General features: G+C 31.1%; 15 protein-coding genes. 3 read left to right on the top strand and 12 right to left on the bottom strand.

All coding sequences use genetic code 11. The annotated features are described in order from the left end of the window. Window positions 1–10: 10 nt before the first annotated feature. From DK508_RS08045 to DK508_RS08010, 7 genes are all read right to left on the bottom strand, one after another. Window positions 11–1,741: a phospho-sugar mutase gene (locus DK508_RS08045; RefSeq protein WP_109300580.1), complete on the bottom strand. Its 1,731-nt coding sequence runs from the start codon at window positions 1,739–1,741 to the stop codon at window positions 11–13. Window positions 1,742–1,826: 85 nt separating this feature from the next. Next, complete coding sequence (locus DK508_RS08040) at window positions 1,827–2,777, bottom strand: glycosyltransferase family 2 protein (protein ID WP_109300227.1); 951 nt, start codon at window positions 2,775–2,777, stop codon at window positions 1,827–1,829. A gap of 423 nt (window positions 2,778–3,200) precedes the next feature. Then, window positions 3,201–3,704, bottom strand: coding sequence for a DUF4199 domain-containing protein (locus DK508_RS08030; RefSeq protein WP_109300225.1), 504 nt, complete (start codon window positions 3,702–3,704; stop codon window positions 3,201–3,203). Window positions 3,705–3,933: 229 nt separating this feature from the next. Further along, a complete protein-coding gene (locus DK508_RS08025) occupies window positions 3,934–4,461 on the bottom strand; it encodes a DUF4199 domain-containing protein (protein WP_109300224.1) in 528 nt (175 codons plus the stop codon). 212 nt (window positions 4,462–4,673) lie between these two features. Next, on the bottom strand, window positions 4,674–5,189 hold the full coding sequence (locus DK508_RS08020) for a DUF4199 domain-containing protein (protein WP_160114604.1): 516 nt from the start codon (window positions 5,187–5,189) through the stop codon (window positions 4,674–4,676). Between the two features lie 135 nt (window positions 5,190–5,324). Continuing rightward, window positions 5,325–5,915 (bottom strand): DUF4199 domain-containing protein, encoded by a 591-nt coding sequence (locus DK508_RS08015; protein WP_160114603.1) that lies wholly within the window; start codon window positions 5,913–5,915, stop codon window positions 5,325–5,327. 35 nt (window positions 5,916–5,950) lie between these two features. Next, window positions 5,951–6,511 (bottom strand): RNA polymerase sigma factor, encoded by a 561-nt coding sequence (locus DK508_RS08010; RefSeq protein ID WP_160114602.1) that lies wholly within the window; start codon window positions 6,509–6,511, stop codon window positions 5,951–5,953. 276 nt (window positions 6,512–6,787) lie between these two features. Between DK508_RS08010 and DK508_RS08005 the strand changes: the two genes are divergently transcribed. Further along, on the top strand, window positions 6,788–8,479 hold the full coding sequence (locus tag DK508_RS08005; protein ID WP_109300220.1) for a helix-turn-helix domain-containing protein: 1,692 nt from the start codon (window positions 6,788–6,790) through the stop codon (window positions 8,477–8,479). A 40-nt stretch (window positions 8,480–8,519) separates the two neighbouring features. Here DK508_RS08005 and DK508_RS08000 read toward each other — a convergent pair whose 3' ends face one another. The 5 genes from DK508_RS08000 to DK508_RS07980 form a co-directional block, all read right to left on the bottom strand. Beyond that, entirely contained in the window at window positions 8,520–9,023 is a 504-nt protein-coding gene (locus DK508_RS08000; RefSeq protein ID WP_109300219.1) for a DUF4199 family protein, read from the bottom strand. Between the two features lie 36 nt (window positions 9,024–9,059). Then, window positions 9,060–9,566, bottom strand: coding sequence for a DUF4199 domain-containing protein (locus tag DK508_RS07995; protein WP_109300218.1), 507 nt, complete (start codon window positions 9,564–9,566; stop codon window positions 9,060–9,062). A 234-nt stretch (window positions 9,567–9,800) separates the two neighbouring features. Then, entirely contained in the window at window positions 9,801–10,298 is a 498-nt protein-coding gene (locus tag DK508_RS07990) for a DUF4199 domain-containing protein (RefSeq protein WP_109300217.1), read from the bottom strand. A gap of 64 nt (window positions 10,299–10,362) precedes the next feature. Further along, window positions 10,363–10,860: a DUF4199 domain-containing protein gene (locus DK508_RS07985; RefSeq protein WP_109300216.1), complete on the bottom strand. Its 498-nt coding sequence runs from the start codon at window positions 10,858–10,860 to the stop codon at window positions 10,363–10,365. Window positions 10,861–11,093: 233 nt separating this feature from the next. Further along, window positions 11,094–11,624 (bottom strand): DUF4199 domain-containing protein, encoded by a 531-nt coding sequence (locus DK508_RS07980; RefSeq protein ID WP_109300215.1) that lies wholly within the window; start codon window positions 11,622–11,624, stop codon window positions 11,094–11,096. Window positions 11,625–11,959: 335 nt separating this feature from the next. Between DK508_RS07980 and DK508_RS07975 the strand changes: the two genes are divergently transcribed. Both DK508_RS07975 and DK508_RS07970 read left to right on the top strand, forming a co-directional pair. Beyond that, complete coding sequence (locus DK508_RS07975) at window positions 11,960–12,460, top strand: hypothetical protein (RefSeq protein WP_109300214.1); 501 nt, start codon at window positions 11,960–11,962, stop codon at window positions 12,458–12,460. Window positions 12,461–12,592: 132 nt separating this feature from the next. Beyond that, on the top strand, window positions 12,593–12,844 hold the full coding sequence (locus tag DK508_RS07970) for a type B 50S ribosomal protein L31 (RefSeq protein WP_109300213.1): 252 nt from the start codon (window positions 12,593–12,595) through the stop codon (window positions 12,842–12,844). Window positions 12,845–12,980: the final 136 nt, after the last annotated feature.

Raw genomic sequence — 12,980 nt, 5'->3', positions numbered from 1 at the left:
CAACTGTTATTTAGGTTAATCTTAAATCTTTTTTGATGGCTATGATTTTACTATCCAGTTTTTGTTCCACAGTTTCAAAACCTGACAAATCGTCAAGTGTATCTTGCACACTAATGTAAAACTTAATTTTTGGTTCGGTTCCACTGGGTCTTGCTGCTATTTTGCTTCCATCTTCGGTATAAAATATAAGCACATTAGATTTTGGAGTATCAATAGCACTCTCTGATCTGTCTTGAGTGTTTTTTGCAATACTGGTTTGATAGTCTTCAATTAAAACTACTTTTTGATCATTAATAGAAGAAGGGGGATTGTTCCTTAAATCAATCATGATCTGTTTGATTTCTGCAGCACCATCCATTCCTTTTTTTACCAAAGACACCAAATGCTCTTTGTAAAACCCATGTTTGGTGTATAGTTCTAATAAGGTATTATAAAAAGAACCTCCTTGGGCTTTGGCAAAAGCGACTATTTCACAAGCTAATAAGGTAGAAGTTACGGCATCTTTATCTCTTACAAAATCTCCAACCATAAATCCAAAACTCTCTTCTCCACCACCAATAAAATGCTCTTCAGGAAAATCATTAATAAGTTTTGCAATCCACTTAAAACCTGTGAGTACTTCTTTATAGGTAACTCCATATGCATTAGACAGACTTCGCATCATAGGAGTAGATACAATGGTAGAAGCGATAAACTCATTAGCATTAAGACCTTTGGTGTTTTTGTAATGTTCTAATAAAAACCAGGTCATTACCACCATGGTTTGATTTCCGTTAAGTAATTCTAAATCTCCTTGATTATTACGCACTGCAATCCCCAAACGATCACAATCAGGATCGGTACCAATCACAATATCTGCGTTAACCTTATTTGCAAGCTGCATTGCCATAGTTAATGCTTCGGGCTCTTCGGGGTTTGGTGATTTTACCGTTGGGAAGTTACCATCCGGTTCGGCCTGCTCTTGTACGATATGTACATTATTATACCCTGCTTTTTTTAATGTTTCGGGCACTGCCGTAATCGATGTGCCATGTAGTGATGTAAAAACAATGGTTGTATTATCTTTGGCCTCTTGCGAAGCAGCAAAACTTCCGTTTTTTACACTTTCCTCAATAAAAATATCATCGACAGCTTTATCTATTTTTTGTATAAGATCTGCATTGGATTCAAATCGTATATCTGCGTATTGTAATGCATTAATTTCTTCAATAATCTCACCATCTTGTGGTGGCACTAATTGCCCACCATCTTGCCAATACACTTTATACCCGTTATATTCTGGAGGGTTATGACTTGCAGTAAGTACAATACCGCAATGACATCCTAATTCTTTTACTGCAAAAGATAACTCGGGGGTAGGGCGTAATTCTGAAAACAGATACACCTTAATCCCATTTGCCGAAAATACATCAGCTACGATTTGCGCAAGTGTATCACTGTTGTTTCTACAATCATAAGCGATAACTGCCTTGGGTTGCTCACCAGCAAATTGTTTGATCAAATAATTACTTAATCCTTGAGTACTTTTACCCAGAGTATATTTATTGATGCGATTGGTACCTACGCCCATAACACCTCTCATACCACCGGTACCAAATTCGAGATTTTTATAAAAGCTTTCTGTTAGTTGTTCTGTAGCACTGGTTTGTAGGTGCTTGATTTCGTTTTGTGTCTCTTCATCAAAAACTGGAGTTAACCATTCGCTAATCCTGTTATTTATCTCTGAATCTGTGATTTGCATAGACATAATTTTGGTTTCAAAAATACAATTTATTTTTTTGGCGAGAGGCTAAGAATATAGCTGTCATCCTGTGTTGGGGTAACTATTATGACAAGTGTAATGTATCTGAGATTTTATAGCGTTCTTTACTTCTTTTACTGGTTAAAATGATTTCTCCCAAAAATCCAGCAAGAAAAAATTGAGTTCCTAAGATCATTGAAGTTAAAGCTACATAAAATTCTGGTCGTTGCGCAATCAATCTTCCTTTTGTTTCTATAAAAAGTTTATCGATACCTAAGTATAACGAAAACGAAAACCCAACGATAAATAATATGGTACCAATTAATCCAAAAAAGTGCATGGGTCGTTTGCCAAAGCGTGACATAAACCAAATCGTAATCAAATCCAGGAAACCATTTACAAAACGATTCATTCCAAATTTGGTTTTACCATATTTTCGAGCTTGGTGCAGTACTACTTTTTCTCCAATTTTGGTAAAACCTGCATTTTTGGCCAGTACCGGGATATAACGGTGCATCTCTCCATGCACATCAATATTTTTGACTACAAGATTTTTGTACGCTTTTAAACCACAATTAAAATCATGTAGTTTTACCCCAGAAGTACGCCTTGCGGCTGCATTAAATAATTTTGAAGGTAAATTTTTTGCAATAACCGAGTCGTATCGTTTTTTCTTCCAACCCGAAATCAAATCATATCCATCTTTGGTGATCAAATCATATAGCTCTGGGATCTCTTCGGGGTTATCCTGCAAATCGGCATCCATAGTGATCACTACATCACCTGTTACTTCACCAAATCCGGCATGTAGGGCCTGTGATTTACCAAAGTTTTTTAAAAACCGAATACCTTTTACATTTGGATCTTTTTGCGATAATGCTGTAATCGTATCCCAAGAACCATCTGTACTACCATCATCAATAAACATAATTTCGTAAGAAAAAGAATTGGATTGCATAACTTTTGCAATCCAATTATATAATTCGGTAAGTGATTCCTGCTCATTAAGCAGCGGTATGACCACAGATATATTCATAAATCAATAAATACGTTGTATTTGCGGTGATTGATTATAAAAAATCACAGCACAAATAATATTCAAAGATAATAAAATGTTATTAGCTATATGTCTTAAGTAATATGAAATCAAACGGTATTTTAAACATAGATTCTAAATCAAGTTGTATTGCATTTAGTGTGTTGTTTTATTTTGATACTATAATTTTTCTCTTTTAGAGAGTATTGCTACAATTATCAAAGTAATTGCAAAAGGTTATTGCTCCAATAAGCAGTAGTAGATCTATTAGTATTATTAGATTGTTTTCGGGAGTTGTTTCTTTAAAAATTAGAGCTACAATTGAGAGTTTTATAAGAATTATACCACCATAAGCTAAGCCATATTTTAGTATGTGTTTACTTATTGAAATTTCTTTGACTTTCATGTCAAGATATTAATTAGTTATAATTGTTTTCTCTTAGACAAAATAGCACCACTTACTAGAGAAACAAAGAACCCCATAAAGATTTGTAGAACAATTGGAATGGAATCGAGTATAAGAAAATATATCATTACCTCTTGTTTAGCTTCTATAGGATTACGTTCAGGATTTTTTGATATTTTTCGGCTTAAATGATCATCAAACCAATTGGGTTCAAGAATTTTATGATGGATCAATCTCAACCAAATAAGAATAACAACTGCAGTTATAAACCCCACTCCAAACCCTATTTTAATCGCTTCGCTAATTTTTAAGAAATTGTGATTCAATTTTTTGTAAGTGTATATAGCATAAGTTACAGTGCTAATGTGTAAACATATTTCAAAAATGATATTACCCCAAACTAAAGGATTACGGAAATCACATAGGTAAAAAAATATATAATACAAAAGCCAAATAACACTATATACTGCGCCATACTTTACAATATGTTTATTTATAGAAGTATAATGATCTTGTGTCATTAGTGTTTATTGAATGTTGATAATATATAGATAAAAATAGTAAAGTTTCTTTTCTTGTATTGGTCGATGAGGGTTTAATTTTAATAAAAGATATTATAACAATATGCCATGCTATAACTGTGTTTTATTTAAAAAAAAATAGCAACATAAAAGAGGATTGCAAAATTTTGCAATCCTCTTTTAATTCTTTACATAATACTCATTTATTGAGCATCGTTATGTGTATATGCTAATATATCTCTTGTTTCTTTTGCATCACTAAACCAGCAACTAGCGAAATGATAAAACCAACAAATAAACTACCTACAATACCTAAAGCAAAAGCAATAGGAGGGCTTTGTAGTTTTTCGGGTATGGCAAACATTTGATCTACCTGCTCTTGTGTAAAATCTGGATTGTCTTCTAATAATTTATCTTTTTGTACCTGCATCACCTGCTCAGAGTAATCTGGCTCGATCACCGTAGTTAGGGTAAAACTCCATACACTAGAAATAATACCACCTATTAATGCAGCACCTATACCTACTTTTAAGGCATCAGTTAAATTTAGAAAACCACCATTTGCTGTTTTAAATGCTTTGATGGCATATACCAAAACTACTATAGTAATCACAAATCCAAAGATACCAATAGACCAATGCGGGTCTTTATAGATACCGGTAGCATATAAGATGGCACCAAATAGTACAGAAACAATACCTAAGATAACACCATAATTGATGATTATCTTTTTTGATGATGTTTTTTCATTTTCCATTGTTGAACGTTGTTAAGGTTAATTATAAACCATAAGTATCCAAATATACCAAAATGTTACAAATTACAAGATAGTAGTTCAATCTTTGCAACTAGGATTTTGTTTTTTCGGTTGGTCGTTTTGGCTTGAAAAGTAGGTGTCTAGGTAATTTACAACTTTTTTATTTTGCAAATGATAGTTCTATCAATGGAAGAAATAAAGTTGTTTTGTAATTATAACTTTTGCCTTTTGTATAAAAAAACGTAAGCGATTAATCCGAAAATAGGCCCAAATATTAGATTTTGGAAAATGTATATTCCTGCTTGAGCATATGAGGACGCATAAAGATATGTGTGTTTAGTAAGCTGTTCTACTTCTTCATAAGTTATATCGAAGTTTTCTTGTAATAGTCTTTCTTTTTCTCGCTCTACCGCTCTATTGAGATAGTCAGGTTCTATAATGTTATATTTTAAAGCAAACCACAAGACCGTAAACAATCCTCCAATAAAAGAAATTCCCAAGGTAATATATAACACTTGTTTTAGGGTGAGAATACCATGAGTACTTCTTTTGTATTTATATATACCATAAAAAATAGTAGAACCTAAAAAAAATAATTCCGAAAGTCCTAATATAAAACGAATTGGAAATGTAGTATACGTCATAAATATAATTTTTGTCGTAATAAGAATACCAAGAATTAATCCATATTTAATGACATGTTTTTTAATAGAAACAGGTTTTTTCATTTTAAGAGATTTGATTAATTTTTCTTTTAGACATAATAGGGCCACCGATTAGAGAGGTTAAGAATCCAAAAATAAATATACAACATGATTGTATGCCTACATAAAAGGTGAATGACACATATATCACACACTCTTTTATGGTGCTTTCTTTTTGTACATGATCGAGCCACTAACCAACGAAATAAGAAAACCAAAAACAAAAATAAGGAGCATGAGTATAACTGAAATAAAAAAGGGCGTGTTATATTTTTGATATATTGGCATTTTTTCATTCAATTCGTTGATCGAAATATCAGGATTACTATCTATCATCCAGGCTTCGTAAATTAATGCAATTTCTGAGTTAAGATTTGGATCAAAATAACACATTAAAAATATACTCCAAACCCCAACCATAATCGTTGCAATAAAGGCAATACCCGCACCAATTTTTAATGCATTATTTAATTTTAAAATGGTTTGATTGGCTTTTTTGTAAGTATACAATCCATGCACGATGATTAGTATAGGTAATAAAACCGCGATGATAATTGTAAACCAATTTAGCTTTACTAAATGCAGTGTTACATAAAAAATAGTGCCATACGCTATATATAAAACACCAAGAATAATTCCGTAAATGATACTATATTTTTTAATAGATATAGAGCCTTCTTTCATTGCAGTACTTGTAGTATGGGTGTCGAAAATGTAATGATATCCAAAAGTAATAAAATAGGATAACAAGAATTTGTTTTTTTTATTGATGAAAAGCTATTGATTTAAGATATCTCAATTAACTCACTATATCTGGGATCTGTAGAAATATGTTGAATTAGTTTCTTTTTGGTTTCGCATTTCTTTTTCCGCACATATTTTTTGGTATACCCCATGGTTTCGACAATTTCTTCGGTGCTTTTTTCATCAAAAATAAGTTGCCAAAGTTGTTTGGTAGACTCTTGTAGTGTTGTAAAATAAGAGTAAAACAGATGTTTACGGTCTTTTTGAGTTAGTTGTTCACATACGGTTATTTGTTCATCCTTAGGGTCAGTTAGCAAATCTGCCATTATCCATCTTCGATCTTTTCGGGCTTGGTTGCGCCATAAATTTTTACAAATACCGCTAAAATAGGCAGATAATGACGTGGTTATTTCAATTTCATTCGAACGGAGTTTAGAATAGATCAATATCAAGGCGTCTTGAAAAATATCCTCGGCATCTTCAGCGGTGCCTCCATGTTTTAGGACATAACTTCGGATGTATGGGAGATGTTTACGATAAAACAATTTCAAGATAACTTCGTTTCCTGATATGATGCCATTAATGATTTCTTTTTCCTTCATAACCATGCTATATGTATTGATATTCCCTTTCTAAATCAAAGTGTAGCGTGTATTGCTTTGATGATTACAAATGTATACCTAATGATAGGTGTATTACAAGCAAAATATGTCGTATTTTATAAAAATCGACTCATTTTTATATATAAAAATAAAATTTAAAATACTGATAATTAGTTATTTATAATGATTTTTTAGTTTTTAAGTTTTCAAAGTAGTATGCCATAGTTTTTTACCGTAATTTTGGTTGTGTTGGATACATTTAATGATAAAATTAGAATGAAAAACATAGTTTTTATAGTTCTTTTGATGTGTGTGGTTGTACAAGCTCAGGAGCAAATATACAATTCTAAAATCCCTGATTCTTTACAAGAAAAATCCTATTTTAAATTGTACGAACTTTTTTTTGAGCATTATAAAAAATCTCCAAAAAAAGCTCTTGCTTATGCTAATGCATATTTAGAAAAGGGTAAAAAGGAAGATAAGAAGATTATTATAGCTCATGGTTATTTTTTGGTTTCTCATATATACCAAGGCCAGGAAACCTACTTGAAATATGCAGATAGTATTATCAATCTTGAAGAGAATTCTACAAGTAATGAATATCCGGCTAGAGGGTATTTACTACGAGCAAATTATTTTTATAATAAAAACTTATTTGCGGAGGCCTTTGAAAATTACCAAATGGCAAATTCATATACCGTAAGAAGACCAAATGCTAGTGTACGGTATCATAGTAATAGAATAGTTGGTCGATTAAAAAGTAGAGTTGGAAAACACAAGAGAGCAAGAGCAATTTTAAGAGATTGCTATAAGTATGCGGTTAAAAATGATATCGACTTGCAGCATGAAGACTTGCTCCATTTAATTAAAGCATACAATAAAGAACAAAACTTTGAAGAAGCACTAAAATATGTACAACAAGGTATAGAAGAGGCGGAGGCTACCAAAAATGATGATTTATATTATAAGTTAATGTTGAGTTCGGGTATAACGCATTATTACCAAAAAGAATATAATAAAGCAATTGATAGCCTGGCAAAAAGCCGACTTTATCTTGAGGACACTGCTGGGTTGCAGGATCTGGTGGATTTGTATTATTATTTAGGGAAAGCATATACTATTATAAATCAAAAAGAAAAGGGTATCGATTTTTTGAAGAAAATGGATTCTGTAGTGCAATTACAGAAGGATATACTACCCGAGATGATGGATGGATATACCATTTTACAAGAGTATTTTAATGAACAAAAAAATGCAGAGGCCTTTACGTTATATACCAAAAAGAAAGCTCGTATAGATAGTGTCACCCGGCATAATTTTACAGATACACTGGCCAAAGAAATTGAAGACTACTATATATATTGGATTGTTACTCGCAGAGACGCCAGGATTTCTAGGCAAAGTGATGAATTGGTCCAATGGAAAATAATTTTCATGGTTTCAGTATTATTTTGGATCATATTTGTTTCAGTAATCATTTATTTGATTAAGGACCGCAAGCGTTATCAAAAAAGTTTTAGAGCCATAGTCTCCCATACCAATCAAACCGAAGATGTTACTCCTGAGCTAAAAGAGGAGAAAGAAAAGAAGTTGAATGATTTAAAAATATCTCAGGAGGTTATTGACAGGGTGTTACAAGGGATGGAGAATTTTGAAAGGAATAAACGGTATTTGGATAATAAATATAGTCTAGGGGTATTGGCCAAAGAACTGCAAACTAATTCGGCCTATTTATCCAAAATTATAAACGTATCCAAAGGCAAGAATTTTTCTAATTACCTACATGATCTTAGGATAGGCTATGCAATTGAACGTTTAAAAAATGATCGACAATTTAGATTATACTCTATAAAGGGAATCTCTGAAGATATTGGGTTTAACAATAGCGAGTCTTTTTCAAAAGCGTTTCACAAAAAAACAGGACTATATCCCTCTTCTTTTATTAATAAATTAAAACAAGTTGAATAAGAAATGCGTTATAAGTTTTGCAAGCTCAAAGATTTGTTTTTTAAAGAGATCTTTTATGCATAATTGCACCGCTAATTAAAGAAATGATTAATCCCAAAATGAAATAGAAAATTAACTCTGTCAAAAATAGCTCAGCAAACTTACAAAATACTCTTTCAAAATGTGATTTTTCTGACAATGTTGAAACATCTTCAGGAAATCCAATGAATCGATTTAATCTATTGGAATCTATAGTATATAAAATTATACGGGAAATATTATTGATGAAAAAACCAACAAGCATACTACCAACACCGATCATTAGTGCTTGTTTTAATATGATCACATTATTGTTTATTTTTTTGAATCTGTAAATGGCAAAAGAGATAAAGCTGATATAAAACAATAGTTCTAGTAAACTTGATACCCTTCTACCAGCTGGACTATAGTGGTGCCAATTATAATCGGTATATATACCTTTAACCATATAGGGCACCGATATGATACCTAGGATAACCCCATATTTTATAATATGTTTTTTTATAGAGACGGTAGTTTCTTTCATAGTGTCATACAGCGTTTATACAAGTTAATAATAGACCTAAATCAATCTTTTATACATAATCGCACCACTTATCAATGAGATGATAGCTGCTAAAGCTAAATAAAAAATAAGTAAAGGTAAAGATTCTGTAACGAGGTAATCAAATGCTTTACCAAATGTATACTCTTCTGGATTTATTGAAACATCTTCGGGGAATCCAATGTGTCTATTAAATAAATCGGGATCAATTATTGTATATAAAATAATTTTCCATACCCTCCTCATACATGCACCAATTAGCATAGTACCTAATCCAATCTTTAGTGCTTGTTTTAAGCTTAGTAGCTTATTATTTAAAATTTTGTATTTATAAATGCCAAAAGAGAGAAAACTACTATAGAAAAACAGTTCAAGTAAACTTGATACCATCTTACCGAGATCATCATAATGATTCCAATGATAATCGGTATATATGCCTATAAGCCCGTATATTATTTTTATAATACCTAAAACAACTCCATAGGTTATGATATGCTTTTTTATAGAGACGGTCTTTTCTTTCATATTACGAATTTACATTTAAAATTATCGACTCATAATAGTTTACCTTGAAAACTATGGGGTATAGAAATAAATTGTACCGGGTAACACTGTGATTTAGAGTAGCTACATCACCTTGAAATAATAGACATTTTAAAGCATATTATGAAAACAAGCCTATATCTCTCTTCTTTTATCAATAAATTAAAACAAGTTTGGTATAAGTAACAATATTAAAATTTTGCGGTTACAAAAGGGCTACTCAAACGGATCAGGATTTTTTTGCAGGATGGCACCACCAAGTAAGGAAACAATAATACCTAACACGACATTGCCTATTAGTTTACCAAGAGAAACACTGAATAAGAAATCATTTTTTCTTCCAAATCGATAGGTCTTATCAGCTGAATTATTTTTATTTAGATTAATCAATTGATCTAATATATCAGGCGCTAGAATTTTGAATAAAATAATATCCCATAATATTTGAATACCTGTACTGATTAAAACAATTCCCAATCCTACTTTTAATGCCTGTCCTAGTTTTAAGAACCCATTATTTAAAGATTTATATGTGTAGATTCCAAAAACAATTGCTCCAATGTATATGGATAATTCAATTAAAGATAGCGCCCAATTATTCGTTGTGATATTATTAGTTAAATGTCGAATGAAGCCATAAACTACCCACATGACTCCAAGAATAAAACCATGTTTAAGCACATGTTTTTTAGTAGAAATAGTAGTTTTCTTCATACGATAAAAGTACGTTTTAAATGCACTAGTTTATTACGAAATTATCTGCTGAGTATAAATTAACTCATTTTTTATAAACTTGTTTTTTTTGCATGATAACAGCACTAATTAGAGAAACAACAAAACCTAAAACTACATTAGCAATTAATTTACCAAGGGATACCGTAAATAAAAAATCAAATTTTCTGCCAAATCTATAATGTTTAACTGTTGTGATGTCTTTGGGTAATCCAATTAATTTATCCAGTATATCTGGCGCTATTAGTTTAAAGAATAAAATATCCCAAAGTATTTGGATACAAGTACTAATAAAAATAATACCCATTCCGATCTTTAACCCTTGCCCTAGTCTTAAAAAACCATTGGCCAAAATTTTGTATCTATAAATACCAAAAATTGTTACTCCAATGTATATAGATAATTCAATTATTGATAATATCCAATTACGTGTCAGCGTATTATTGGTAACATATCGAATAACCATATAGGATATCGATATGAGACCTACGATAACACCATACTTTAAAACATGTTTTTTTATAGAGACGGTAGTTTCTTTCATATTACGAATTTACATTTAAAATTATCGACTCATAATAGTTTACATTGAAAACTACGGGTATAGAAATAAATTGTACCGGGTAACACTGTGATTTAGAGTAGCTACATCACCTTGAAATAATAGACATTTTAAAGCATATTATGAAAACAAGCCTATACCTTTCTTCTTTTATCAATAAACTAAAACAGGTTTGGTATAAGTAACAATATTAAAATTTTGCGGTTACAAAAGGGCTACTCAAACGGATCAGGATTTCTTTGCATGATGGCTCCAGCTAAAAGAGCCGTTAAGGAACCAAAAAATAAATTAGAAATTAAAGAAAATAGAGAAATCATATACGAAGAACTGAATCGTTTTGTTAGTACCAAACTTTGGTTCAATTTTTCAGAAGAAATGGTCGGATTATTTCTTAAAATGGCCTCTTTTCTGATGCCTAATATTTGATTTATCATATCGGGTTCTATAAAATTCATAAGTAAAAATTGCCACGCAAAGGGAATTATCCCACCAACAATTGCAATACCAAGCCCAATTTTTAATGCTTGTCTTAATTTCAAAACTCCCTCATTCGCTAACTTAAAACTAAATATACCGTAAGAAATAACAGTAATAAGAATTGTCAAGTTAATAAACGGTTTTATCCAGTTTTCCCCAGTTATATTATCCGTAACATAAAGGATGATATTATAAATAATGGATAATGACCCTAAAACAATGCCATAAGTTAAAATATGTTTTTTCGCAGAAATAGTAGTTTCTCCCATATATTACTATTATGTTTTTTCCAATTATTTAACAGTTAGTCCACAAATATACTAAAATGTTACAGATAGTTTAAAAATAGCACTTTATCGGGTTATTTCATATTTTTATCGTATATTTATCAAATGTTTACGGTTTTTCCGTACACAAGATATGGTGTCAACAGGCGTAAAATAAGGGGAAACGCTAATATGAAGGATGGAGTATTAAATAGTTGATATTATGTGTTTTAAAGGTGTAAAAGCTTAAGTTTTTATAAAAAGACACCTAAATTTTTTAAAAATTGTTCACCCCGATTTTAAATTTGTATAAAAATATATTAACAAAACTCTTATTTATGAAAAAACTATTACTTTTTATAAGCGCGATTGCACTACTGGGCATATCATCTTGTTCAAAAAATGATGTTAATGAAATATCGCAAGCGGAGAAAGAAAATTTGGTTAAGCATGCTATAATTGAATTTAATAAAAGTGCTATCAAAACAGGTAAGTATCAAGTTCTTATAAGTGAAATAGCTCAGAAATCGGTTACGGGAGATTTGGACGACTTAGAAGAGTTATTACAAGAATTTTTGGGAGACCAGACTCAATCATTTTTGAATGTTTATTATAAAATTCTAGAATTAAATCTTACTGAAGATGAATTTTTTGCTATCGCAAATCAATTTGAATATTTAAGGATAGATACCACTGGAGCTAGTAAGGAAGATACAGATGGTTGTTGCACTTTAGCTGATTCTAGTGATAATGACCCTATTGGATGGTTAATAAGAGTCGCATGTGGTTGTGGCAGCGATGATGGGGTTGGTGATCAAGGTGATAATACTAATGATTAATACTTATATCATTTAGTAAGTACCGTTTGCTTACTATCACAAATTTTTCAAACACATTATAATTGTAAAAAATATTTTGCAATTAAGAAATTAGTTGTAAATTTGCAGCTCGAAAAAAGAAAAGATTAAACAATGAGAAAAGGTATTCACCCAGAAAATTATAGATTAGTAGCTTTTAAAGATATGTCTAACGATGAGGTTTTTTTAACTAAGTCTACTGCGAATACAAAAGAGACTATCGATGTTGATGGTGTAGAGTATCCGCTAGTTAAATTAGAAATTTCTAGAAGTTCTCATCCTTTCTATACTGGTAAATCAAAACTTATCGATACTGCAGGACGTATCGACAAGTTCAAAAACAAATACGCCAAGTTCAAAAAATAATTTGGTGATACAATCTATAAAAGCCTTTCTTTATGAAAGGCTTTTTTTATTTTTATATCTTAAATAACATAGCTTGTTTTGTGAAAATGCTAAGGTATTACGTTTCAAAAAGCCATCAGATGGAGTTGTTTTTTTT

It is taken from the genome of Aquimarina sp. AU474, assembly GCF_900312815.1.
GTDB lineage: Bacteria > Bacteroidota > Bacteroidia > Flavobacteriales > Flavobacteriaceae > Aquimarina.
This window is presented reverse-complemented; position numbering and strand designations above follow the sequence as displayed.